Genomic DNA, 24545 nt, shown 5'->3' with positions numbered 1-24545 from the left:
GGAGAACGACGTGGCGTTCTCCAGGAGTTCGGCGACCAGGTGGCTGAGGTCGTCGGCGGCGAACCCGGCGATCTGGGCGTGCGGCGGCAGGGACTGGATGGTGACCCGCTCGTACCGCTCGATCTCGCTGACCGCGGCGCGCAGCACGTCGACCAGCGGGATCGGCCCGGGGTGGCCGTGGCCGTGCTCGGCGCCCGCGAGAACCAGCATGTTCTCGCTGTGACGGCGCATGACGGTGGCCATGTGGTCGAGCTTGAACAGCGTGCCGAGCCGCTCCGGGTCCTGTTCGCGCTCCTCCAGGGACTCGATGACTCCGAGCTGGCGCTCGACGAGGCCGAGCGTGCGCAGCGACAGGTTGACGAAGGTGTGGTGGACGGTGTTCTTCAGCTTCTCCAGCTGCGCCGTCAGATCCGCCGTGTGGACCTGGAGTTCGGCGCGCTGGAGGGTGAGTGCCTCACGGCCGGCGATCAGTCCGCCGCGCTCGGCCTCCAGCTTCTCGAACCGTCCGTTGAACTCGTGGAGCAGTCCGTGCAGCCGGCCGTGCAGCGCGTTGATGGAACGGACGACCTGGGCGAACTCGTCGTTGCGGCCGGTGTAGCGGACCGGTTCGGCCGTCTCGGGCTCCGCGGCCAGGCGGCCCGCGCCGATCCGCAGGACGGCGAGCGGCTGGGTGAGGGTGCGGGCCACAGCGGTGGAGACGCCGACGGCGATGAGCAGACAGCCGCCGAGGAGCGCGATCCGCAGTTCGAGCGCCGTGACGTCGTCGTCGCGCAGTTCCCCGAGCCGCTGCACCTGGGCGGTGCCGAGGGCGGACTCGACGCCGCGCATCCGGTCGATCCGGGCGGAAAGGGCAGCCTGAAGCTTCTTGCTGCTGACCTTCTGGTCGGACTCGGAGAGCTCGGGGCGGTCGGTGAGCCCGGCGAGGTACTTCTCCGCGCTGTTGACCTCGGGACCGGTGACCGTGGTGGACAGCTTGTCCCGGGCGGTGGTGCCGGCGGCCTGGTCGAAGTCGGCGAGGGCGGAGAGTTCGCCGACCCTGGACTGCTGGGCGGCGCCGCTCAGCTCGTCGCGGGTGCGGTCCTCCTTGGTCTCGCCCTCGTCCTGGGTCTGGACGGGCAGGCCGGTGAAGGGGTCGATCTGCGGTTCGGCCGGCTCCTTGCGGGGGACGGCGAGCGCGGCGAGCAGCAGCCCGCGGGTGGCGGAGGCCTGTTCGGTGGCCCGGCCGAGCGCGAGGGGGGCGCGGACCGCTTCGGCGGCGCGCGGAGAGGTGCTGTCCGCGAGTTCCTCGGCGAGGTCGTGGAGCTTGGCGATGACCTCGGTGTACGCCCGGTGGGCCTCCAGCGCCGTGCCCTTGCCGCTGATGGCGTCGCGGCGCAGAGAGGGGATGGTGGAGAGGTCGCGGCGCAGGACGGCGGAGGCCGCGTCCCGGATCTCGTCCACCTGCTGGTCGACGCGGGCGCTTCGGCTGCCCGCTGAACCGCTCGTGGCGCCGGGCTTGCCCTCCCGGCCGGCGGCGATGAAGGTGGTGACCTCGTCGCGCTCGTCGGCGAGTGAGTGCGCGAGCGCGATGGCCTGCTGGTTCAGCTCCGCGAGGGTGACCAGGCGCTGTGATTCCGTCAGGTCGGAGGAGGCGCTCAGGGCCGCGGGCGCTCCCGCGGCTATGACGGTGATCCCGACGACGGCGACGCCCGCGACGAGCCGGCTTCGCACGCGCACGGTGCGCCCGCTCTCGGCCGGCGCCGACGACGCCACCTCGGAACCACTGTGCTTGCTGCCCTTGCTCCGAGGCCGCTTCTTCTGCACCGGTGCTCGCAATCTCGACTCGTCCGCCCTTGAAGCAGAGGTGACGCTCGGTCACGTGAACGAGCGCCCCGACCCCTGGTACGGCTTCTGACCATTCCAGTGCTTTTGAGAGGGGGGCGCGCATCAACCGCTCCGCCACTCGAACGAGTGAACCGCACTCCGGAGTTGGCGAACAAGTCTCCCCCCGGGGCCCTCACGGCACACCCGGGCGCCCGGCTGGATCTTCGGGGCAGGCTTTGGCAGGATGCCCGCCCGCACACTTCCCGGAGTGATTCCTTCCGCTCCACCCGCCCTTCTGACCTGCTGGTACGGGCCAATCCCCGGTCGGTGCAGGCCCCGTGAAGGCATCGTGCAGACTGGCCGCATGCGCATCGAACTCGCCACCGCCGCCGGCCTCGCCGGGCGCCCGAACGAGGACTGGGCGGCCACGGTCCTGCCCGCCTCCGGCCAGGGTGGAGGGCTCGTCCTGCTCGACGGGGTGACTCCGCCGCGGGGTGACGACGGTTGTGCGCACTCGGTCCCGTGGTTCACGGCGCGACTCGGTGGCGCTCTGGTCGAACTGTCGGGTTCGCGGCGAGATCTGCCCCTGCGGGAGATCCTCGCGGAGTCCATCCGGCGCACCGCCGACACGCACCGTTCCCTGTGTGACCTTTCTCACGTACGGACGCCACAGGCAACGGTCGTGATGGTGCGTTGGGACGAGGCGGAGATCGAACACCTGGTGCTGTCCGACTCGGTGCTGCTGTTCGAGTCGCCGGGCGGCACCGTCCGCGCCGTGCTGGACGACCGGCTCGACCGGCTGCCGCCGGGGTCCCTGGCCTCCGAGGTCATCGCCGACGCACAGGTACGGAACAAGGAGGGCGGCTTCTTCACCGCCGCGGCCGACCCGGCCGTCGCGGACCGCGCGGTCACCGGCCGTACGCCGCGCGCCGGGGTGCGGGCGGTCGCCGCGATGACGGACGGGGCGAGCCGCTGGACGGAGATGTTCGGCGAGGGCGACTGGGCGGACTGCCTGGGGGTGCTCCACAAGGAGGGCCCCCAGGGGCTGATCGACCGGGTCCGGGCCCTGGAGAAGGCGGACACGGACCGTACGTACCTGCGGCGGAGCAAGCAGCACGACGACGCGACGGCGGTCTACGCGCAACTGTGAACCGCCCTGCGCGCAGGGCGGCAGGTGATGCGTCCCACGCGCGGCGGGTGTCGTACCGCGCGCAGGAGGTGAACCGCCCTGCGCACGGCGGGTGAAGCGTCCCACGCACAGGAGGCGAACCGTCCCACGCACAGGAGGTGAACCGTCCCGCGCACGGCAGGTGCCGTCCTGCGCGCAGGTGAAGCGTCCCGCGCGGGGCGGTCCGGTTCAGCTCTCGGCGCGGGCGTTCAGCTGGTGCAGCAGCCGGGCCAGCTCCGCGACCTCGGTGCGGTCCCAGTCGGCGAGCTTGCGCACATAGCGGTCGCGGCGCGCGTCCCGGACACTGCGGAAGCGGGCGAGGCCCTCGTCCGTGAGGTGGACGAGGAAGGCCCGCCCGTCGGCCGGGTCGGGCTCGCGGGCCACCAGGCCGAGGTCTTCCAGGGCGCGCAGTTGACGGCTCATGGTGGCTTTGCCGACGCCGAAGTAGGAAGCGAGGTCGGTGGCCCGCTGACGGCCGGCCGATTCCAGGCGTACGAAGAGCCCGTAGGCCGCCGCCTCCAGTTCGGGGTGCACCTCGCGCGCCATTTCACCGGAATTGGCCCGGGCGCGGCGCAGGAAGACCGCCAACTCCAGCTCCAGGGCGAGAAATTCGTGGTCCACACCATTTCCTGCGGTTGCGCCGGGTTCACTCCCGCGTTCGCTCCCGTGCACGTCAACACCCCTCATGAGCTTTCCCGCCACTGAAAGTTTCTTTCACCGCTGGTCATCGCCGCAGCTCCACCAGTATTTCGCAGGAGTAGACCAACGGCACCGCCCAGGCCCTCTTCCGCCACCCGGGTCTACGTGCGTAGCGTCATGCATGGCATGTTCACACCATGGCATGCCGCAAGGGGTGCGTCCGTCGTGCCCCGGGTCAGCAGATCCCCCCACTGAGGCCTCGGAGGCACGCAATGCCCGTGCACAGATCCGGCTCCACGACAGTCCGTCGCTCGCGCTTCGCCGCGGCGGGAACTCTGCTCGCAGCTCTCTCCCTCCTCGTCGCCCTGCCCGGCGCCGCCGGTGCGGCTCCCACCGCCGGGGACCCCACCGCACCCGCCCGGGGCACGGCCACGATGGGCATGGGCGTCGTCGCCCACGACGGCCAGGGCGGCCTGCCCACCACCCGCGCGGTCCAGACCGAAGGCGTGGACGTGAGCGGCCACCAGAACGCCGTGGCCTGGTCGACGCTCTGGAACAGCGGGGTCAAGTGGGCCTACGTCAAGGCCTCCGAGGGCACGTACTACACGAACGAGGACTTCGCCCAGCAGTACAACGGCTCGTACAACGTCGGGATGATCCGCGGCTCGTACCACTTCGCCACCCCGGACACGACGAGCGGCGCCACCCAGGCCAACTACTTCGTGGACCACGGCGGCGGCTGGTCCAAGGACGGCAAGACGCTGCCCGGCGTGCTCGACATCGAGTGGAACCCGTACGGCGCGCAGTGCTACGGCAAGACCGCGGCCGGGATGGTCTCCTGGATCCGTGACTTCGTGAACACGTACAAGGCGCGCACCGGACGCGACGCGGTCATCTACACGGCGACCAGCTGGTGGCAGTCCTGCACGGGCAACAACGCGAGCTTCGGCGCCACCAACCCGCTCTGGGTGGCCCGTTACAACACCACGGTCGGCACCCTCCCGGCCGGCTGGGGCTTCTACACGATCTGGCAGTACACGTCGTCCGGCCCGACGGTGGGCGACCACAACCACTTCAACGGCGCCCTCGACCGCGTACAGGCGCTGGCCAACGGCTAGCCGCCCCGCACTTCATCTCCACGGAGCCCGGTGACGCACCCTGTCACCGGGCTCCGCCTCGTTTCATCACTCCGACCAGCGACAATGCGCCTCGAACGGGCCCCGGCACCCCCTATACACAGTATGTATACGCGCTATGTATAGTCCTTGCAGTGCGCACATAAGTGCGACGTATGCATGAGGGAGTGACCTGCCTTGCCCAGTAGGACGAAGTCGATCGGCACGGGGTTGGCCGTCGCTCTTGTGACGGCGCTCACGCTGACGCTGAGCGGCTGTTCGATGGAGACCACGGCCCCCGGATCCGCCCGCGGCGACGCCGGCTCGGACGCGAAGGGCTCGTTCGGCCCGGTCGACTGCCGCAAGGCGAAGTGCATAGCCCTGACCTTCGACGCGGGCCCGGCCGAGGCCACCCCCCACCTGCTGGACATCCTGAAGAAGGAGAAGGTCCACGCGACGTTCTTCCTGCTGGGCAAGAACCATGTGAAGAAGCACCCCGAAATCGTCCGCCGGATCGCGGCCGAGGGCCACGAGGTCGCCAACCACACCTGGTCGCACGAGATCCTGACGGACAAGAAGCCCGCGGAGATACGCGCCGAGCTGAAGAAGACGCAGGACGCGATAGAGGCCATCACCGGCAAGAAGCCCCGGCTGATGCGTCCGCCGCAGGGCCGCACCGACGACACGGTCTCCGGGATCAGCAAGGACCTCGGGCTCTCCCAGATCCTGTGGAACGCCACCGCCAAGGACTACTCGACGACGGACTCCGCGCTCATCAAGAAGCGGATCCTCGACCAGGCGACCAAGGACGGCATCATCCTGCTGCACGACATCTACAAGGGCTCGGTGCCCGCGGTGCCCGGCATCATCGAGGAACTGAAGAAGCGCGGCTACACCTTCGTCACCGTCCCGGAACTGATGGCACCGGCCGAGCCGGTCCCGGGCACCATCTACCGCCCCTGAGCCACCGCCGCTCACGCGGAACGGCCCGCCTCCCCGCGAGGGGGAGAACGGGCCGCCCGTCCCGGCCGTGTCCGTGGTGCCACGTCCGTCACGCCGTGACACTCACGCCGCGGCCGGAATCCTCCGCTCCGCCGGGGCCGAGGCCGGGGCGAGGGCGATCTCCAGGACCTGGCGGACGTCCGTGACCGGGTGGACCTCCAGCTTGTCGAGCACCTCGGCGGGCACGTCGTCCAGGTCGGCCTCGTTGCGCTGCGGGATCACCACCGTGGTGATGCCCGCGCGGTGGGCGGCGAGCAGCTTCTGCTTCAGGCCGCCGATGGGCAGGACGCGTCCGGTCAGCGACACCTCACCGGTCATCGCCACATCCGTACGGACCAGCCGCCCGGAGAGCAGCGAGGCCAGCGCGGTCGTCAGGGTGATGCCCGCGCTCGGGCCGTCCTTGGGGACCGCGCCCGCCGGGAAGTGGATGTGCACGCCCCGGTCCTTGAGGTCGGCGACCGGCAGTTCCAGCTCCGCGCCGTGCGAGCGCAGGAAGCTCAGCGCGATCTGCGCGGACTCCTTCATGACGTCGCCGAGCTGACCGGTGAGGGTCAGGCCGGACGCCCCGGTCTCCGGGTCGGCGAGCGACGCCTCCACGAAGAGCACGTCACCCCCGGCTCCGGTCACCGCGAGCCCGGTGGCCACGCCCGGCACCGCGGTACGGCGCCCGGCCGGGTCCTGGGCGGACTCGGGGACGTGGTGCGGCCGGCCGATGAGCCCGCGCAGGTCCTCGTCGGTCACCGTGAACGGCAGTTCCCGGTCGCCGAGCTCGTGCTGGGCCGCGACCTTGCGCAGCAGCCGGGCGACGGCCCGCTCCAGGTTCCGGACCCCGGCCTCCCTCGTGTACTCGCCGGCCAGCTTCCGCAGCGCCGACTCGTCGAGAGCGACCTCGTCCTCCTCCAGACCGGCCCGCTCCAGCTGGCGCGGGAGCAGGTGGTCGCGGGCGATGACGACCTTCTCGTCCTCCGTGTAGCCGTCGAGCCTGACCAGTTCCATCCGGTCGAGCAGTGCCTCCGGGATGGCTTCGAGCACATTGGCCGTGGCCAGGAAGACGACATCGCTGAGGTCGAGCTCGACCTCCAGGTAGTGGTCGCGGAAGGTGTGGTTCTGGGCCGGGTCGAGCACTTCGAGGAGGGCCGCGGCGGGGTCGCCGCGGAAGTCGGAGCCGACCTTGTCGATCTCGTCGAGGAGGACGACCGGGTTCATCGAGCCGGCCTCCTTGATGGCCCGGACGATGCGGCCGGGCAGCGCGCCGACATACGTACGCCGGTGGCCCCGGATCTCCGCCTCGTCCCGGACACCGCCGAGGGCGACCCGGACGAACTTGCGCCCCATGGCGTGCGCCACGGACTCGCCGAGCGAGGTCTTTCCGACCCCGGGCGGCCCGACCAGGGCCAGCACCGCGCCGCCGCGCCGGCCTCCGACCACACCCAGTCCGCGGTCGGCACGCCGCTTGCGCACCGCGAGGTACTCGGTGATGCGCTCCTTCACGTCCTGGAGGCCCGCGTGTTCGGCGTCGAGGATCTCCCGGGCACCCTTGATGTCGTAGGCGTCCTCGGTCCGCTCGGTCCACGGGAGTTCGAGGACGGTGTCGAGCCAGGTCCTGATCCAGGGGCCCTCGGGGCTCTGGTCGGAGGCGCGTTCCAGCTTGTCGACCTCCTTGAGCGCGGCCTCGCGGACGTGCTCGGGAAGGTCGGCGGCCTCGACGCGTGCCCGGTAGTCGTCGGACTCGTCCTCCGGATCGCCGTTGAGCTCGGAGAGCTCCTTGCGTACGGCGTCGAGCTGGCGCCGCAGCAGGAACTCGCGCTGCTGCTTGTCGACGCCCTCCTGGACGTCCTTGGCGATGGACTCGGCGACGTCCTGCTCGGCGAGGTGTTCGCCGAGCCACTGGATGGCGAGCTTCAGACGGGCGACCGGGTCGGCGGTCTCCAGGAGCTGCACCTTCTGGGCGGTGGTCAGGAAGGGGGAGTAGCCGGAGTTGTCGGCGAGCGCGGAGACGTCCTCGATCTGCTGGACGCGGTCCACGACCTGCCAGGCGCCGCGCGTCTTCAGCCAGCTGGTGGCGAGGGCCTTGTACTCCTTGACCAGTTCGGCGACGGCTCCGGGAAGGGGTTCGGGGACGGTGCCGTCGACCCGGGTCCCCTCCACCCAGAGCGCGGCACCGGGCCCGCTGGTCCCGGCCCCGATCCGTACGCGTCCACGACCGCGGATGAGGGCACCCGGGTCGCCGTCCGAGAGCCGTCCGACCTGCTCGACGGTGCCGATGACACCGATCCCGGTGTAGTTCCCGTCGATGCGCGGAACGAGCAGCACCTCGGGCTTGCCGCCGCCCTCGCGGGCTGCGGCCTGCGCGGCCTCCACCGCGGCCCGGACCTCGCTGTCGGACAGGTCGAGAGGCACCACCATTCCGGGCAGCACGACCTCGTCGTCGAGCGGCAGCACAGGCAGCGTGAGCGGTGTGACCGCATTGGACTCAGTAGCCATGATCTCCCCTTCGGCAGTCAAGTTGAGTTATGCAGACTCAATGCTTCTGAGCCGCTCAATGTTCCCGGGGGTGCGTTCGCTGTGAGCGATCACGTACGACTGCCGCCTCATGCCCTGGTCCAACGCCGGGCCCGGGCGCCTTAGTCCCTCCGCCCGCGGACCCGGGACCGCGCGAAATCCCGTGGAACGCGAAGTCGCCGCCGGACACGATGACCCCATGACCGATATCGCGCCTCCCTGCCAGGCCCTGCTCGTCGTGGACGTCCAGAAAGCCGGAGTGACCGGAGGCCGGGCCGTGCCCGGCGCGGCCGGGCTGCTGGAGCGGACGGCGGACCTGATCGCCCGCGCACGCCGGAGCGGTGCGCTCGTCGTGCACTTGCAGAACGACGGCGCCCCGGGCTCGGGCGACGAGCCGCACACCCCCGGCTGGGCGCTCCACCTGCCGGTCGAGACGGGTCCCACGGAGTTCGTGATCCGCAAGACGCGGGACGACGGCTTCGCGGAGACGTCGCTGGGCTCCGTCCTGAGCGCGGCGGGCGTCGGGGCCGTCACCGTCTGCGGCCTGATGTCGGAGATCTGCGTCCAGGCGACGGCCCGCACGGCGCTGGCCCTGGGCTACCGGGTCGTCCTCCCCCACGACGCGCACGCCACGCAGGACATCCCGGCCGCCCCAGGAATCAGCGAGTCGGTCCCGGCCGCCGTGGTCTCCCGGGTCGCGGCCTGGGCGATCAGCGCGGACGCCGATGTCACGGCGCGGGCCGCGGAGGTGACCTTCGCGGCACCGGGGCCGCTGCCGCGGGGCAGCAAGTCCTCATGAACAGCGATCGACGGCTCAACGAGGACGGCATGAGCGGCGATCGAGGACTCGACGAGGACGGCATGAGCGGCGATCGGGGGCTCTACGTGGAGGGCATGAGCGGTGATCGAGGGCTCAACGAGGACGGCACGATCGCGCGGGAGGGCTCACTGGACCGGGTGCGGCCCGCGTTCGCGCCGGTCGTGTCCGCGGCCCGTTCCCGGATCGCCGAGGTCTTCGGTCCCGCCCGGCTGGACAGCGCCTACATCTACGGCAGCATCCCGCGCGGCACGGCCGCGCCCGGGGTCTCCGACCTGGACCTGCTGCTCGCCCTGCGCGACGAGCCGACCGGGGCGGACCGCGCGGACGCCGATGCCGTCGAGACCGCCCTGGACGCGGCGTTCGACGAGATCGACGGTGTCGGCATCCTGCTCTCCGGCACGGCCACTCTGCTCAGCGCACTCGAACGCCATGACGGGGGCTTCTTCGTCGCCTGCCTGTGCACCCCACTGCTCGGCGACGACCTCGCCGCCCGGCTGCCGCGCTACCGCCCGACCTCGCTGCTCGCCCGCGAGACCAACGGCGACCTGTGCCTGGCGCTCCCCCGCTGGCGCGAGCGGGCCGCCGCGGCGACCACGGACACCGCGCGACGCACCCTGAGCCGGGGGGTCGCACGCCGGATCGTGCGTACGGGCTTCACCCTGGTCATGCCGCAGTGGGGCGGCTGGACCAGTGACCTGGCCGAGTCCGCCGAGCTCTTCGCCCACTACCACCCGCACCTCCCCGAACGGACCGAGCAGATGCGGCTGGCCGCGCGCACCGGCCGCACCCCGAGCGCCGACCCGGCCGTCCTGTCCCTGCTCGTCGACGATCTCGCTCCCTGGCTGGCGGCCGAGCACATCGCGGTGCACGGCGAGAAGGCGCCACGCCCCTGACCGGGTCCGCCAGCGACGCTCACGAGCGGGAGCGATTCCGCGGTGGGCCGCGAACGCGGCTGATCCCGCACCCCGTTCGGGTAAACCGCCGGCCCGGCCGCTGCGGCACGCGACAGGATGGCGGGAACAGCGACCGCCAGCCACCGGAGACCATCGCCATGTCCCTCACCTTCGGCCCCGACGCCCTCGCCCCCGTCACCCTGGACCGCCGCGAGGGACCGTACGGGGAGGTCGTCCTGCGCAGGCGCGGCGACGACTTCGAGATCATCGCCAACGGGTGCTTCCTGATGGACACCTCGGACGGGCGCTCCGAGCGGCTGCTGATCGACGCCGCGCTCGACGCGCTGCCCGCCGGCCGCCCCGGCCCCGCGGTGCTCATCGGCGGGCTCGGCGTCGGGTTCTCGCTCGCCCGGGCCGCCGCCGAGCCGCGGTGGGGGCGGATCGCGGTGGCCGAGCGGGAGCAGGCCATCGTCGACTGGCACCGGGACGGGCCGCTGGCCGGGATCTCGGGGGCGGCGCTGGCCGATCCGCGGACCGTGGTCCTGACCACGGACCTCGTCGCCCACCTCCGTACGACTACGGACCGTTACGACGCACTGTGTCTGGACATCGACAACGGGCCGGACTGGACCGTCACCGACGACAACGGAAATCTGTACTCCCCCGCCGGGCTCGCCGACTGCCACGCGCGGCTCACGCCGGGCGGCGTGCTCGCGGTGTGGTCCGCACAGCCGTCCAAGGAGTTCGAACAAGCCTTGCGGAATGCCGGATTCCGTGGGGTACGGACGGAAGAGGTAGGCGTTGCCCGAGGTGTGCCCGACGTGGTCCATCTCGCAATTCGAGCAGCCTGATAACCCCCCGCCGGGTATGCGGGACCCCGGGACGCCCGGGGGCCAAGCGCCACAAGCGCGACACTCCGCCTCCGCTGCGCCCCCGACCCGCCCCTGCGGGCTTGCACCCTGCGTAGCCGGGAGCCCTCTGCTGCCTTTACGCTGCTGACCGATAGCGGGATCACCCACGAAATTCACGAGCGAAGACCGTACGTCCGGGGGAATGGCCTCCGTGAGAACGGGCAGGGGCGGGGCGATGGAACAGACACACACCACCCACACAGGTGTCGCGGCCACCCCGGGCGCGCAGCGCCGCGTGCTGGTGGTCGAGGACGACGCCACGATCGTCGATGCCATTGCCGCCCGGCTTCGGGCCGAGGGCTTCCTGGTGCAGACCGCACTCGACGGCCCCGCGGCCGTGGACGCGGCCGAGGCCTGGCAGCCGGACCTGATGGTGCTCGACATCATGCTTCCCGGCTTCGACGGCCTGGAGGTCTGCCGGCGTGTGCAGGCCCAGCGCCCGGTGCCGGTACTGATGCTGACCGCCCGCGACGACGAGACCGACATGCTCGTCGGCCTCGGCGTCGGCGCGGACGACTACATGACCAAGCCGTTCTCCATGCGTGAGCTGGCGGCCCGGGTCCACGTCCTGCTGCGCCGGGTGGAGCGGGCCGCACTGGCCGCCGTGACGCCCCGCAGCGGAATACTGCGCCTCGGCGAGCTGGAGATCGACCACGCGCAGCGCCGGGTGCGGGTCCGCGCGGATGACGTGCACCTGACGCCGACCGAGTTCGACCTGCTGGTCTGTCTGGCCAACACCCCGCGCGCGGTGCTCTCCCGGGAGCAGCTGCTGGCGGAGGTCTGGGACTGGGCGGACGCCTCGGGCACCCGTACCGTCGACAGCCACATCAAGGCGCTGCGCCGGAAGATCGGCGCGGAGCGGATCCGGACCGTGCACGGTGTCGGTTACGCGTTGGAGACCCCCGCGCCATGACCGCGCCCGGACCGGGGCTCCGGCCGTTCTCGATCAAGGCCAAGCTGGGCACCCTGGTCGTCGTCTCGGTGTTCATCACGACCGGGCTGGTCATGGTGGCCATGCGCACGCGCACGGAGCTGCGGTTCATCACGGTGTTCTCGGTGATCGCGACGCTCCTGATCACCCAGTTCGTGGCGCACGGCCTGACCGCGCCGCTGGACGAGATGAGGGCCGTCGCCCGGTCGATCTCGCACGGCGACTACACCAGACGGGTGAGCGGCGCCGACCGGCGCGACGAGCTCGGCGACCTGGCGCAGACGATCAACCTGATGGCCGACGACCTGGCGGCCGTGGACCGGCACCGCAAGGAGCTGGTGGCGAATGTCTCACATGAGCTGCGCACACCCATCGCGGCGCTGAGAGCCGTGCTGGAGAACGTCGTGGACGGGGTGTCCGCGGCCGATCCGGAGACGATGCGCACGGCCCTGAAACAGACGGAACGGCTCGGCAGGCTCGTGGAGACGCTGCTGGACCTGTCCCGGCTGGACAACGGCGTGGTCACGCTGAAGGCCGGCCGTTTCGAGGTGTGGCCCTATCTGTCGGGGGTCCTCAAGGAGGCGAACCTCGCCGCCGCACACCGCCGGCTGTCCTCGGGCTCCGGCAACCACTCCCGTACGGACGTGCATCTGCACCTGGACGTGTCGCCACCGGAGCTGACCGCGCACGCGGACGCCGAGCGGCTGCACCAGGTCGTGGCCAACCTGATCGACAACGCCGTGAAGCACAGTCCGCCGCACGGCCGGGTCACCGTGCGCGCCCGGCGCGGCGCACAGCCCGAGTCGCTGCACCTGGAGGTCACGGACGAGGGCCCCGGCATCCCGGAGTCCGAGTGGCACCGGGTCTTCGAGCGGTTCAACCGGGGCGACGTGTCCTCTCCGCACGGTCCGGGAAGCGACGGCGGTACGGGACTGGGCCTGGCGATCGCCCGCTGGGCGGTGGATCTGCACGGCGGCCGGATCGGCGTGGCCGAATCCGCTCGCGGCTGCCGCATACGCGTCACTCTTCCGGGGATCCGTCAGCCGCGAGGTTGACATAGGGTTCGAACCGGAAGGGCACGTTCTACGTGTTCTGTTCAAGGGGTACGGTCCAAGGGGCCGTAACTACGGTCTCGCGTACCCGGAGCTAAGCGGAACCAAGCTTGTTTCCCGCCATTTCCTGCCCCGAAACCCGACTTTCGATGTGACTTGCACGACGAAGACCGGCCCGGCCTGCATGGAACGGCCGGGGAGGCGTAGCCTTGATTTCCGCTGTCCATCACCTTGTGAAGCGGAAGAGGGCGGTTGCCGCCGTGTCGTCTCAGTCCCCCAGTAACTCGAGCATCTCCACCGACCAAGCCAGCCCGGGTACGAACCCGGCTGCCGCTTTTGGCCCCAATGAGTGGCTCGTCGACGAGATCTACCAGCAGTACCTCCAGGATCCCAATTCGGTCGATCGCGCCTGGTGGGACTTCTTCGCCGACTACAAGCCGGGTACGTCCGGCACGGCGGACAAGCCCGTTCCCGGCGCCGCAGCCGCGGGGGCTGCGGTGCCCGCGGCGCCGGCCGCCACCGCACCGGCTCCGGCCGCGCCTGCCGCACCCGCGGCCAAGGCTCCGGCCGCACCCGCTGCTCCGGCGCCCGCTCCGGCCGCATCCGCACCTGCCGCCCCGGCGGCTCCGGTGAAGGCCGCACCGGCGAAGGCCGCACCGGCTCCGGCCGCGAAGGCTCCCGCCGCCCCGGCCACCGAGGCCCCGGCCGGTCCGGAGTACGTGACGCTGCGCGGCCCCTCCGCCGCTGTCGCGAAGAACATGAACGCCTCGCTGGAACTGCCGACGGCCACGTCCGTCCGCGCCGTCCCGGTGAAGCTGCTCTTCGACAACCGCATCGTCATCAACAACCACCTCAAGCGCGCCCGCGGCGGGAAGATCTCCTTCACGCACCTCATCGGGTACGCGATGGTGCAGGCCCTCAAGGCCATGCCGGCGATGAACTACTCCTTCGCCCAGAAGGACGGCAAGCCGACCCTGGTGAAGCCGGAGCACGTCAACCTCGGCCTCGCCATCGACCTGGTGAAGCCGAACGGCGACCGCCAGCTGGTCGTCGCGGCCATCAAGAAGGCCGAGACGCTCAACTTCTTCGAGTTCTGGCAGGCCTACGAGGACATCGTCCGCCGGGCCCGCAACGGCAAGCTCGGCATGGACGACTTCACCGGCGTCACCGCCTCGCTGACCAACCCCGGCGGCATCGGCACCGTTCACTCGGTGCCCCGCCTGATGCCCGGACAGGGCCTCATCATGGGCGTCGGCGCGATGGACTACCCCGCGGAGTTCCAGGGCACGTCGCAGGACACCCTGAACAAGCTGGGCATCTCCAAGGTCATGACGCTGACCTCGACGTACGACCACCGGGTCATCCAGGGCGCCGCCTCCGGCGAGTTCCTGCGGATCCTCTCCCAGCTGCTGCTCGGCGAGAACGAGTTCTACGACGAGATCTTCAAGGCGCTGCGCATCCCCTACGAGCCGGTCCGCTGGCTCAAGGACATCGACGCCTCGCACGACGACGACGTCACCAAGGCCGCACGGGTCTTCGAGCTGATCCACTCCTACCGGGTCCGCGGCCACGTCATGGCCGACACCGACCCGCTGGAGTACCACCAGCGCAAGCACCCCGACCTGGACATCACCGAGCACGGCCTCACCCTGTGGGACCTGGAGCGGGACTTCGCGGTCGGCGGTTTCGCCGGCAAGACGATGATGAAGCTCCGCGACATCCTCGGTGTGCTGCGTGAGTCGTACTGCCGCACCACCGGCATCGAGTTCATGCACATCCAGGACCCGAAGCAGCGCAAGTGGCTCCAGGACCGGGTGGAGCGTCCGCGCCCCAAGCCCGAGCGCGAGGAGCAGCTGCGCATCCTGCGCCGGCTGAACGCCGCGGAGGCGTTCGAGACCTTCCTGCAGACGAAGTACGTCGGCCAGAAGCGGTTCTCGCTGGAGGGCGGCGAGTCCGTCATCCCGCTGCTCGACGCGGTCATCGACTCCGCCGCCGAGGCCCGCCTCGACGAGGTCGTCATCGGCATGGCCCACCGCGGCCGGCTGAACGTGCTGGCGAACATCGTCGGCAAGTCGTACGCGCAGATCTTCCGGGAGTTCGAGGGCAACCTCGACCCGAAGTCGATGCACGGCTCCGGCGACGTCAAGTACCACCTGGGCGCCGAGGGCACCTTCACCGGCCTGGACGGCGAGCAGATCAAGGTCTCGCTGGCCGCCAACCCCTCGCACCTGGAGGCGGTCGACCCGGTCCTGGAGGGCATCGCCCGCGCCAAGCAGGACATCATCAACAAGGGCGGCACTGACTTCACCGTCCTGCCCGTCGCGCTCCACGGCGACGCGGCCTTCGCGGGCCAGGGCGTCGTCGCCGAGACGCTCAACATGTCGCAGCTGCGCGGCTACCGCACCGGCGGCACCGTGCACGTGGTGATCAACAACCAGGTCGGCTTCACCGCCGCCCCGGAGTCCTCGCGCTCCTCGATGTACGCCACCGACGTGGCGCGCATGATCGAGGCGCCGATCATCCACGTCAACGGTGACGACCCCGAGGCCGTCGTCCGTGTCGCACGGCTGGCCTTCGAGTTCCGTCAGGCGTTCAACAAGGACGTCGTGATCGACCTCATCTGCTACCGCCGCCGCGGTCACAACGAGGGCGACAACCCGCAGTTCACCAACCCGCAGATGTACACCCTGATCGACAAGAAGCGCTCGGTGCGCAAGCTGTACACCGAGTCCCTCATCGGTCGTGGCGACATCACGCTGGAAGAGGCGGAGCAGGCGCTCCAGGACTTCCAGGGTCAGCTGGAGAAGGTGTTCGCGGAGGTCCGCGAGGCCACCTCGCACCCGGCGCAGCCGCATGTGTCGGACCCCCAGGCCGAGTTCCCGGTGGCCGTGACCACCGCGATCTCCCAGGAGGTCGTGAAGCGGATCGCCGAGTCGCAGGTCAACATCCCGGACCACATCACCGTCCACCCGCGCCTGATGCCGCAGATGCAGCGTCGTGCGGCCTCGGTGGAGGACGGCACGATCGACTGGGGCATGGGCGAGACCCTGGCCATCGGTTCGCTGCTGATGGAGGGCACCCCGGTCCGGCTCGCCGGCCAGGACACCCGCCGCGGCACGTTCGGCCAGCGCCACGCGGTGCTGGTCGACCAGGTGACCGGCGAGGACTACACCCCGCTGCTCTACCTCACCGACGAGCAGGCCCGTTACAACGTCTACGACTCGCTGCTCAGCGAGTACGCGGCGATGGGCTTCGAGTACGGCTACTCGCTGGCCCGCCCGGAGTCGCTCGTCGTCTGGGAGGCCCAGTTCGGTGACTTCGTCAACGGCGCGCAGACCGTCGTCGACGAGTTCATCTCCTCGGCCGAGCAGAAGTGGGGCCAGACCTCCGGCGTCACGCTGCTGCTGCCGCACGGCTACGAGGGCCAGGGCCCGGACCACTCGTCCGCCCGCCCGGAGCGCTTCCTCCAGATGTGCGCGCAGGACAACATGACGGTCGCGATGCCGACCCTGCCGTCGAACTACTTCCACCTTCTGCGGTGGCAGGTGCACAACCCGCACCACAAGCCGCTGATCGTCTTCACCCCGAAGTCGATGCTCCGCCTCAAGGCGGCGGCGTCGAAGGCGGAGGAGTTCACCGTCGGCGGTTTCCGCCCGGTGATCGGCGACGACTCGGTCGACCCGAGCGCGGTCCGCAAGGTCGTCTTCTGCGCCGGCAAGGTCTACTACGACCTGGACGCCGAGCGCCAGAAGCGCGGCGACACGGAGACCGCGATCATCCGTCTGGAGCGCCTGTACCCGCTGCCGGGCGCGGAGCTCCAGGCCGAGATCGCCAAGTACCCGAACGCGGCGAAGTACCTGTGGGCCCAGGAGGAGCCGGCCAACCAGGGCGCATGGCCGTTCATCGCCCTGAACCTGATCGACCACCTGGACCTGGCCGTCGGCGCCGACGTCCCGCACGGTGAGCGCCTGCGCCGCATCTCGCGGCCGCGCGGCTCTTCCCCGGCGGTCGGCTCGGCCAAGCGCCACCAGACGGAGCAGGCTCAGCTGGTCGCGGAGGTCTTCGAGGCCTGACCGGCGCATGTACGAAACGAGGGCCCGGCTCCGCGAGATGATCGCGGGGGCGGGCCTTCGGCGTGGGTGCGAGGGGCCGTCTTCCCCTCAGATGATGAGCGGTTCGAAGGGCCAGAACACGGGGTCGCCGTCTGCCGGCCTGGTCGCGATCGCGGCGTAGCAGGCCACGGAGAGCGGATGGCGGGACGTCAGCGTGGCATTGGCGCGCTCGCACGTGACCCGGCCCAGCTCGCGCGCGGCGCCGAGCCGTCCTGTGCGGGCCCTCATCACGACCGTGTTCATCGCGCAGCCGATCGTCCAGGGATGCTCCTCGCCGACCGCGCCCGCCATCGCGATACGGGCCCGCTCGACCCGCTGGGAACCGAGATCGCGGTCCCCGAGCGACCAGTGCATCAGCCCCAGGTTGCCCTCGACGCCGATCGTGTACGGATGCCGGTCGCCCAGCATCCGCCGGTAGCCGTTCGCCACGTGTTCGTGCAGTTCCAGGGCCTGTCGGGGTTCGCCGGCCTCCCTCTCCGCCGTGGCGACGGCCGTGGTGATCAGAAGAGTGAGGGGGTCGTCCTCACCGAGGAGCCGCAGGGCGCTCTGCCTGGTCGCGGCGAGCGCCGGAAGCGCGGACACGGCTCCCTCCAGCGCGTACTGGCAGAGCGTCAAGTGGTATTGGGCGCGCAGCGTCTGCGGGTTGTTGCCGCCCATGCCCCGCAGATGGCGCCCCACCGTCTCGCGCAGGGCCAGTTCGGCCTCCCGGTGCCGGCCGAGGAGCCGCAGGTCCATGGCGAGGTTGATCTCCGAGTAGAGGGTCGGCGGCGCGTTCGGCGCCAGGACGGACCGGCGCAGGGCCAGGGTGCGCTCGTCCTGTTGCCTCGCCTCTTCGTACCGGCCGAGCAGCCGCAGCGATACAGCGAGGTTGTTCTCCGCGTTGAGCGTGCGGGAGTCCTCGGGTCCGAGCAGTCTCCGGTCACGCTCCAGGATCGAGGCGGAGAGGTCCAGGGCCTCCTGATAACGTCCGAGGCCTCGCAGATCGGCGGCGAGACCGCCGGCGGCGCGCAGGTGGTCGAGGTCCAGCTCACCGCGCTCGACGGCCAGGAAGTCGGCGGTGGCACGCTCGACGCTCTCGCTGCCGCGGTAGTCGCCGAGGGCCCGCAGCAGGTTGGCGTAGTGGTGGCGCAGCGCCCAGATCCGGGGGTCGGCGGGCCCGAGCAGTGCCTCCCAGGAGTCCATCGCCGGGCGGGCGAACCGGACACCGCTTCCGTACTCCCCCGAAAGGTACATATAGCGAAGGCAGTTGAGGGCCAGCTGGTGCACCGCCGCGTCCGTACCGTCCAGGATCTCCGCCCATTCGAGGTGGGGGGTGAGTGCCGCGTAGACCGGCCAGCGAGTGGTCTCCGACGGGTCACCCGGGTCGGCGGCGGCAAGGGCACGGCGCGCACCCTCGGCGAATACCGGCCGTTCGCGCTCGGGCATGTCCTTGCGGACGATCTGGTGGACCATGCGGTGCAGGTAGATCGACTCGCCCGAGGTCAGATCCCCGGCGACGGATTCGTGGGCCTCCACGCGGACCACGGAGTACTGGCGCAGTTGATGGATCGCCCGGTCCCACCCGAGCCGGTCATTCATCCGGCCCCGGAGCCGTTCGGGCAGTTCGTCCAGCGGAATCGCCTTGAGCAGCCGTACGGGAATGGACCCGGGTGCGAAGAAGCTGCACAGGCGCAGCAGGTCGACGGACTCGGGGACGGTCTCCCTGAGCTTGTTCAGCAGTATCGACCAGGCGGTCTGGAAGGCCAGGGGGAAGTCCGCGGAGACCTTGATGACATCCTGGTCGATGCCGCCGCCGAGGAGTTCGATGTACTCCTCGACCGACATGTCGGAGTCGTTGAGCCAGCCCGCGGTCTGGTCGAGCAGCAGCGGGAGGTCCTCCAACGCGCCGGCGAGCCGGTCCGCCTCGGTGTGGGTGAGGCGGGGGGCGCGGCGGCGGATGAAGGCGACCGACTCGTCACGTTCGTAGACCGGTACCTCGACGAGGTGGCTGTTGTGCTCGCTCCACTCCGGATTGCGGGAGGTGATCAGGACGTGTCCGGGGCCGGTCGGGACCAGGTCCCAGATCTGGTCGGGTTCGTCCGCGCCGTCCAGGACCAGCAGCCAGTGACGATGCGGCTCACCGCGGCGCAACGCGTCACGGACCGCGCGGAGGCGTTCGCCGTACTCGGCGCCGGTGGACAGGCCGAGTTCCGGGGCGAGTTCGGCGAGTCTCTGCCGGTAGAGCGCACGCCGGTCCGCGGGCACCCACCACACCACGTCGTACTCGGAACCGAACCGGTACACGTACTCGGCGGCGAGCTGCGTCTTGCCTACGCCGGACATGCCGTGCAGCGTGACGCTGTCGTGCCGAGGCCCTCCCGCGCGCAGTGTCCCGTACACGGAGGCGAGCAATTCCTCCCGCCCGGTGAAGCGGGTGTTGCGGCGTGGGACCCCACTCCAGACCTCGGGAACGTCGGCCGGGAAGCGAGGTCCCGGCAGCGACGCGTCATGGGCGGGCAGCGGGTCGGTGGGCAGCCCCAGCCCTGCCAGCAGCCGTCGTTCCGCCTCGTCCGCGCCGACGCCGGTGAGGTCCGGCGCGGCGAACACCGATGTGGCGCCGGGCAGGGCCGAGGTCGTGATGGAGACCGCGGCAAACCGGCGGGGGTCGGGGGCGACCACCGCGCGCAGGGCCCGGTTCCACTCCTCGTGGCTGCGCGGGCCGAGCTGGAAGTACCAGTCGCTGAGCAGGATCAGGACCCGGCCCGGGGAGAACGTGAGATCGGTGAGGGCTTCCGTCAGCGGCAGTTCGGCCGGAGGATCCCAGCGCTGGTGGATGAGGGTCACCCCGCGCCGCTCCAGCCGGTCCGCGATCCACGCCGCCCAGGCCCGGTCGAACCCCGCGAAGCTCACGGTGATGCTCGAGTCGAGGCGGCCGGGAGGCGCGGGTCTTCCGGGGCGGGCGTCGCGCCTCCCCGGAGCGGGAGCGGACGTGCCGGGCCACCCGTGCCCCCCGCCGTCGCCGCCCGCTCCGTCGCCGGGGTCGTCCGGACCGGCACCACCGGCGGGGGCGCCCGGAATGCTGCGAGCGGCGGGCAGCCTCCCGCCGGACTCGGCCGGCTCCGTGATGACGCAGGGAAGTTCGGCCTTGCGTACCGTCGCACCCCACTGGTTGAAGATGGTCAGCCGCAGCACGGCGTGGCCGGTGGAGGGTCCCGCGGTGACGAGGAACGTCGCCGGACCGTACGTACCTCCGAAGCGGTGCAGGACGAGCCCCGGGTCGTCGAGCACCTCGCAGACGAAGTAGGGGGAACCGTCCAGCGAGGCGCTGAAGGCCAGCTCCTCCTCGTCGTACGGCCACGCGTCGGCGTCGGTCTCCCCCCGGTCGTCGAGTGGGCCGCGCAGGTCCACGCTGACGCACTGGACGAGGCCGGGTTCCACCTCGGGCAGCCAGCCCACGACGGGCTCGATCAGCAGGGGGCGTTCCTCCTGGGTCACGGCGCGCCCGCCTCCGTCCGGTCCGGGCCGCCCTGGCTGCGCCCGCTGAGGCGCACGGTGCTGAGGGGGTGCCCGTAGTACTGGAACATCAGGCTGTACAGCAGTCGCAGCACGCTCCGCTGCCGGTCCGTGTCGAACGTCCCATCGTCTCTGACCATCATCGGGACGTCGCCTTCGGCGGCGAACGCCGTGTGGACATCGGCTCGGAAGGACCGCAGTGCGCGGGCCACCGGCCGTTCGGGGTCCTCGGTGACGGTGTCGACGATCCGGCGGATCATGACGCGGGCCTCGGCGTCACCGACCTCTCCGGCCGAGACGATGCAACCGCCCGCGCCCTTCTCCAGAAAGACCTGGGTGAAGCCCCGCAGTCCCTGCCTGCCGTCCCTGTCGTAGTCGAGGAGGCGACCGGAGTGGCAGGCGTTGAGGCAGACCAGCGCGTGCTCCCGCCCCAGGACCTGCATGCCGTGCCTCTGGTAGTCCGCCCAGGTCGCACCGGCGAGGGTGAGGTTGGCGAGTACCTCGTGGTCGAACGTGCCGTGGCAGCCCATGTAGACCATGCCGGTCGGCTTCGCCGGGAGGTCGTCGAGGCTCTTGAGGAAGGTCTCGATGCCGAAGTGCGGCCGGTGCTCATAGCTTTGGAAGAAGTTCTGGTCACTCATCATGTCGGAGTGGAAGAAGCCCACGACCGCGCCGCTCGGCGCAGCCACATCGACCGGGAATCCGCCGAGCCAGCGCGCCATGTCGACGAGTGCTCCCAGCGGCCCCTCCGGAAGCCCTGCTGCCGGCACGGCGGGCAGGATGAGTGCCTCCCACGGCAGATCGAAGCCGGTCTCGTCCAGGATGACGAGCTGCAGTGCGTCGCCGTGGGCCTGCCGGCACCGGTTGATCCATTCCGTCAGCGGGTGCTGGTACCCCGACCAGCGCTCGATGGACTTGAACAGTTCGGACGGGGCCGTGCCGCCCCTTCGGGCATGGCCGAGGCTGATGTCGTACGGCCGCAGAAAGTCGTCGCCCGTGGTGTACGGCAGTGTCTCCACACCCTGGCACCAGGCCTCGACCCCGAACGCCTCCCGGCCCCCGTTGCTGTGGCGGTGGACGAGGACGCTCGCGTACGTCGTGTCGGGTGCCCGGCCGGTGCGGGCAGGGGCGGGACCGAGGCGGCGTGGCTCCGCCGTACGCGCCCCTTCCGGTACCGGGGTGCGCTGCCCGGGCAACGCCTGCACGGCCGACGCGACCAGCTTCCCGATCAGGCGCCGGCGGTCCTCACCCACGCTTCGCCCCCTGCGACGCCGTCCACGGACTCCGCCCCGCCGGGGCCGTCCGTCCTGCTACGACCCCGCAGCCCAGGGCTTCGGCCAGCATGGCCGGCAGACGGGTGTACGGGTGGCGGCCCGGGTCGACGACCACACTGTGCAACCGGCTCCGGCCCAGGGCGCGGATGCGATCGGCGACGGCCAACGCGTCGTCCACCCCGGCCCGTTGCACCGGGCCCCGAGAAGGGACGCCGGAGCGGCTCACTGCCAGCGGAACGTTGCCGCGGCCGTCGGTGACCACGACCAGCAACGCCTCGACGGGACCGGCGCGGTGATGCCGGAACGCGCGGCGCAGTGCGTGTCCGGCCCGGTCGAGGCCGTCCGCGAGCGGGGTCGCGCGGCCGGGCCCGCGGGCCAGCGCGGCAGCGATCCTCGGGTCGCGGGTGGAGCGGGCGGTGAACGCCCCGGCCCGGAGCTCGTTCGCCTCGCCCTCCCCACCGACCTCGACGACCTGGACGGACGCCCGGGTGACGTAGGCCCAGTGCAGGAACGGCTCAAGCGTCGCCGACCAGTCCCAGTCCCCGCGACAGGTGTGGTCGAGGAGGAGGGTGAGCACGCGGACAGGTTCGGGCGCCCGCACGTAGCCCCGCAGGTCCTGCGGGTAGATCTGCAGCGGGCCGCTGCCGCCCCGGTGCGCCCGGTACTTCGCGGCCTCCATCGCGGTACGGGACGGAGCCAGGTCCCACAGGTCACGGGCGCGCCGCACCCCCACCACCGGGCCCCGTGCGGCACGGGCGCCCGCAGTGCGCCGGGCGGGGGCCCGGAGGGCGGCCCGGTCCGGGCCGGGGCCCACGTTGTCCTCCGGGTAGGGGTTGCCGGTGGCCGGCCGTCCTTCGGTCACCGGGCCCAGTCCGAGCGGGACTTCGGACTGGGGGTCGTGCACTGGGATGCCCGGTTCCGTACCGCCTCCCGAAGGCCGCACCGACCCAGGGCGGAGAGGGTCCGGGGCTGTGTCGGGGCGCGCACCGGCCTGCGGCTCCGGGCTTCCTTCCGGGGGTGGCTCAGAGCGGTCGACGGTACGGAGGCGAATCAGCCGGGCGGCCCGGCCGACGTGGGCTGCGGTGCCCCGGAGCGGGCCGCCGAGGGGTGCGCCGCCGTCCAGCCGGGCCAGGGCGCGGGCGATCCGGGCCAGGGCGAGCGCACGGCGGTGCCCGTCGCTCTCGTGGTCCTCCAGGTGTTGCAGCACCGCGGGGGCGAACGAGTCGGTGAGCGTGACGCGGGTGCGCGGGGTCGCCGGGTCGAGTGCGGCGGACCATTCCGGGGGCAGGCTGCCGAGGGGGTCGGGGCCCGGCCGCGGTTGCAGCCCCGGGACGGCGAGGCGGACGGGGAAGCGGTCCAGCAGGTGCGGCGGGATGAGCTCGGCGTCCTCGGACCGGCAGCATGCCAGCCATCGGGCGTGCGGCCGCCATCGGTTCCGGATGCCGGAGTGTTCGAGCGTGGCCGTGTCCGCCCCCAGGAGCTGCACGGCGGCCCGCATGCCCGGCACGCTCAGCCGGGCCAGGTCGGGCACGACGACGACCTGCGGCCCCTTCCCCGTCCCGGCCAGCGGCCCGGGCCCGAAGGTGAACTCGATGCCTCCCGGACCGCGGTGCGCGCGGGGCCGTACCCACAGGTCCTCGTCGACCGTGGCCGCGTCGAGCACCGTCTGCGGCACCGTGAGACCCGAGGGGTGTCCCGCGGCCCGGCCCAGCACCTGGGCGAACGCCTCGCGGACGGAGGCGAGGTGCTGGGGCGGGCAGTCGAAGAGGAGGACTCCCGTCAGGGACGGTTCCAGGGCGGAACAGACCAGCGCGGCCAGAAGCCGGAGGGAGTCGTCGTCCCCCTCCCCGGGGTCCTGGGTCTGCACAGGCCGTCCGGACATCCGCGACTCAGCCGAACAGCTCGTCGAGAGCGGCTTCCTCGTCCGGCCCCCAGGCGGGCTCCGAGCCGTGAACGGAGTCGGGCCTCCGGTGGCGCAGGGCGAACGGCAGCACCCGGCGCACCTGCCCGGGCTCCACGCTCTGCGTCCCCTCCCTGGCGGCCAGGGCCCGCGCGGCCTTGGCCATCACCAGGTCTCCGCGCTGCCCGACCGCCTTCGTCCGCGCCGCGGCCTGGGCGCACAGCCTGCTGATGTCCGTGTCCAGCCGGACGGCGGGCAACCGGTTCCGCGCTGCCAGCAGCTCTTCGCGCAGCTGCCGGTTGTCCTCCTCCGCGGACCGGATCCAGTCGGAATCGGGGACCAGCCGTTCCTCCTCGAAGGTGAGCACGGTGGTGATCATCAGGTGCCGTTCCTCGATGCCGAGTTCGGCCGGGGCCACCATCAGCCCGAACCGGTCGAGCAATTGGGCACGCAGGCTGCCCTCCTCGGGGTTCATCGTGCCGACCAGCCCGAAGGAGACATGGGACCTGGTGTCGATGCCTTCGCGTTGGACGGACAGCACGCCCGTCGAGGCCACGTCGAGGATGATGTTGACGATGTGGTCGTCCAGGAGGTTGACCTCGTCCACGTACAACAGCCCCTTCTCGTGGGCTTCTTCGAGCAGTCCCGGCTGCCGCTTCGCATCGCCGCGCATCAGCGCGTCCAGCTGCCAGCCGCCGAGCACCCGGTCGTCGGTCGCGTTGATCGGCAGGGTGACGGGGAGCCGGTCGCCGGTCATCAGCGCGAAGGCCCGCACCACGGTGGACTTGGCCGTGCCGCGTTGCCCCGCGATGAGGACGCCGCCGATGCCCGGAGCGATGAAGTTCAGCTCCAGGGCCAGCTTCAGATCGTCCTGCCCGACGACACGGCTGTACGGGAGGATCGCCATCGGCGACCCCTCCCCGGCCGCCCC

At 71.3% G+C, this 24545-nt stretch carries 16 protein-coding genes; 9 read left to right on the top strand and 7 right to left on the bottom strand.

The genetic code is table 11. From position 1 onward, the window contains the following. On the bottom strand, positions 1–1803 hold a 1803-nt coding region (locus tag JGS39_RS03060), incomplete at its 3' end, for a nitrate- and nitrite sensing domain-containing protein (protein ID WP_219567103.1). A 364-nt stretch (positions 1804–2167) separates the two neighbouring features. On the opposite strand from JGS39_RS03060, the gene JGS39_RS03055 reads away from it, so the two are divergent. Further along, a complete protein-coding gene (locus JGS39_RS03055; RefSeq protein ID WP_219567102.1) occupies positions 2168–2953 on the top strand; it encodes a protein phosphatase 2C domain-containing protein in 786 nt (261 codons plus the stop codon). Between the two features lie 207 nt (positions 2954–3160). Here the strand turns inward: JGS39_RS03055 and JGS39_RS03050 are convergent, their stop codons facing one another. After that, positions 3161–3658, bottom strand: coding sequence for a MarR family winged helix-turn-helix transcriptional regulator (locus JGS39_RS03050; RefSeq protein ID WP_236063326.1), 498 nt, complete (start codon positions 3656–3658; stop codon positions 3161–3163). A 224-nt stretch (positions 3659–3882) separates the two neighbouring features. Between JGS39_RS03050 and JGS39_RS03045 the strand changes: the two genes are divergently transcribed. Together JGS39_RS03045 and JGS39_RS03040 are read left to right on the top strand one after the other, a co-directional pair. Beyond that, complete coding sequence (locus JGS39_RS03045; protein WP_219567101.1) at positions 3883–4728, top strand: lysozyme; 846 nt, start codon at positions 3883–3885, stop codon at positions 4726–4728. A 279-nt stretch (positions 4729–5007) separates the two neighbouring features. Further along, positions 5008–5688, top strand: coding sequence for a polysaccharide deacetylase family protein (locus JGS39_RS03040; RefSeq protein WP_219567109.1), 681 nt, complete (start codon positions 5008–5010; stop codon positions 5686–5688). 102 nt (positions 5689–5790) lie between these two features. On the opposite strand, the gene lon is transcribed toward JGS39_RS03040, so the two are convergent. Continuing rightward, positions 5791–8211, bottom strand: a complete 2421-nt coding sequence (gene lon / locus JGS39_RS03035) for an endopeptidase La (protein ID WP_219567100.1) — start codon at positions 8209–8211, stop codon at positions 5791–5793. 217 nt (positions 8212–8428) lie between these two features. Between lon and JGS39_RS03030 the strand changes: the two genes are divergently transcribed. From JGS39_RS03030 to JGS39_RS03005, 6 genes are all read left to right on the top strand, one after another. Then, positions 8429–9028, top strand: coding sequence for an isochorismatase family protein (locus JGS39_RS03030; RefSeq protein WP_219567099.1), 600 nt, complete (start codon positions 8429–8431; stop codon positions 9026–9028). Positions 9029–9123: 95 nt separating this feature from the next. Beyond that, entirely contained in the window at positions 9124–9942 is an 819-nt protein-coding gene (locus JGS39_RS03025; RefSeq protein ID WP_219567108.1) for a nucleotidyltransferase, read from the top strand. A 158-nt stretch (positions 9943–10100) separates the two neighbouring features. After that, the gene (locus tag JGS39_RS03020) at positions 10101–10793 is read left to right on the top strand and encodes a spermidine synthase family protein (protein ID WP_219567098.1); all 693 of its coding nucleotides are present in this window, start codon (positions 10101–10103) and stop codon (positions 10791–10793) included. 235 nt (positions 10794–11028) lie between these two features. After that, on the top strand, positions 11029–11766 hold the full coding sequence (locus JGS39_RS03015; protein WP_148020697.1) for a response regulator transcription factor: 738 nt from the start codon (positions 11029–11031) through the stop codon (positions 11764–11766). Further along, on the top strand, positions 11763–12839 hold the full coding sequence (locus JGS39_RS03010; RefSeq protein ID WP_219567097.1) for a HAMP domain-containing sensor histidine kinase: 1077 nt from the start codon (positions 11763–11765) through the stop codon (positions 12837–12839). Before JGS39_RS03015 ends, JGS39_RS03010 begins: the two co-directional genes overlap by 4 nt. Before the next feature lie 257 nt (positions 12840–13096). Continuing rightward, a complete protein-coding gene (locus tag JGS39_RS03005; RefSeq protein WP_219567096.1) occupies positions 13097–16909 on the top strand; it encodes a multifunctional oxoglutarate decarboxylase/oxoglutarate dehydrogenase thiamine pyrophosphate-binding subunit/dihydrolipoyllysine-residue succinyltransferase subunit in 3813 nt (1270 codons plus the stop codon). Between the two features lie 87 nt (positions 16910–16996). On the opposite strand, the gene fxsT is transcribed toward JGS39_RS03005, so the two are convergent. Genes fxsT through JGS39_RS02985 form a run of 4 tightly spaced genes read right to left on the bottom strand, consistent with a single transcriptional unit; the run spans position 16997 to position 24521 of the window. Further along, the gene (fxsT, locus tag JGS39_RS03000; protein WP_219567095.1) at positions 16997–20422 is read right to left on the bottom strand and encodes an FxSxx-COOH system tetratricopeptide repeat protein; all 3426 of its coding nucleotides are present in this window, start codon (positions 20420–20422) and stop codon (positions 16997–16999) included. After that, positions 20419–21693, bottom strand: coding sequence for a CHAT domain-containing protein (locus JGS39_RS02995; RefSeq protein ID WP_219567094.1), 1275 nt, complete (start codon positions 21691–21693; stop codon positions 20419–20421). The genes fxsT and JGS39_RS02995 overlap by 4 nt, the downstream gene beginning before the upstream one ends. Then, positions 21686–23596, bottom strand: a complete 1911-nt coding sequence (locus JGS39_RS02990; protein ID WP_219567093.1) for a vWA domain-containing protein — start codon at positions 23594–23596, stop codon at positions 21686–21688. Before JGS39_RS02990 ends, JGS39_RS02995 begins: the two co-directional genes overlap by 8 nt. 7 nt (positions 23597–23603) lie before the next feature. Beyond that, entirely contained in the window at positions 23604–24521 is a 918-nt protein-coding gene (locus JGS39_RS02985; RefSeq protein ID WP_219567092.1) for an AAA family ATPase, read from the bottom strand. Positions 24522–24545: the final 24 nt, after the last annotated feature.

The organism is Streptomyces poriferorum (assembly GCF_019399235.1).
Taxonomy (GTDB): Bacteria; Actinomycetota; Actinomycetes; order Streptomycetales; family Streptomycetaceae; genus Streptomyces; species Streptomyces poriferorum.
Note: the sequence above shows the minus strand (reverse complement) of the source record. Positions and strands in the feature narration are given on the sequence as shown.

Coding starts and splice junctions, on each gene's coding strand:
- JGS39_RS03055 (WP_219567102.1), top strand. CDS start 2,168: ATGCGCATCGAACTCGCCACCGCCGCCGGCCTCGCCGGGCGCCCGAAC.
- JGS39_RS03050 (WP_236063326.1), bottom strand. CDS start 3,658: ATGAGGGGTGTTGACGTGCACGGGAGCGAACGCGGGAGTGAACCCGGC.
- JGS39_RS03045 (WP_219567101.1), top strand. CDS start 3,883: ATGCCCGTGCACAGATCCGGCTCCACGACAGTCCGTCGCTCGCGCTTC.
- JGS39_RS03040 (WP_219567109.1), top strand. CDS start 5,008: ATGGAGACCACGGCCCCCGGATCCGCCCGCGGCGACGCCGGCTCGGAC.
- lon (WP_219567100.1), bottom strand. CDS start 8,211: ATGGCTACTGAGTCCAATGCGGTCACACCGCTCACGCTGCCTGTGCTG.
- JGS39_RS03030 (WP_219567099.1), top strand. CDS start 8,429: ATGACCGATATCGCGCCTCCCTGCCAGGCCCTGCTCGTCGTGGACGTC.
- JGS39_RS03025 (WP_219567108.1), top strand. CDS start 9,124: ATGAGCGGTGATCGAGGGCTCAACGAGGACGGCACGATCGCGCGGGAG.
- JGS39_RS03020 (WP_219567098.1), top strand. CDS start 10,101: ATGTCCCTCACCTTCGGCCCCGACGCCCTCGCCCCCGTCACCCTGGAC.
- JGS39_RS03015 (WP_148020697.1), top strand. CDS start 11,029: ATGGAACAGACACACACCACCCACACAGGTGTCGCGGCCACCCCGGGC.
- JGS39_RS03010 (WP_219567097.1), top strand. CDS start 11,763: ATGACCGCGCCCGGACCGGGGCTCCGGCCGTTCTCGATCAAGGCCAAG.
- JGS39_RS02990 (WP_219567093.1), bottom strand. CDS start 23,596: ATGTCCGGACGGCCTGTGCAGACCCAGGACCCCGGGGAGGGGGACGAC.
- JGS39_RS02985 (WP_219567092.1), bottom strand. CDS start 24,521: ATGGCGATCCTCCCGTACAGCCGTGTCGTCGGGCAGGACGATCTGAAG.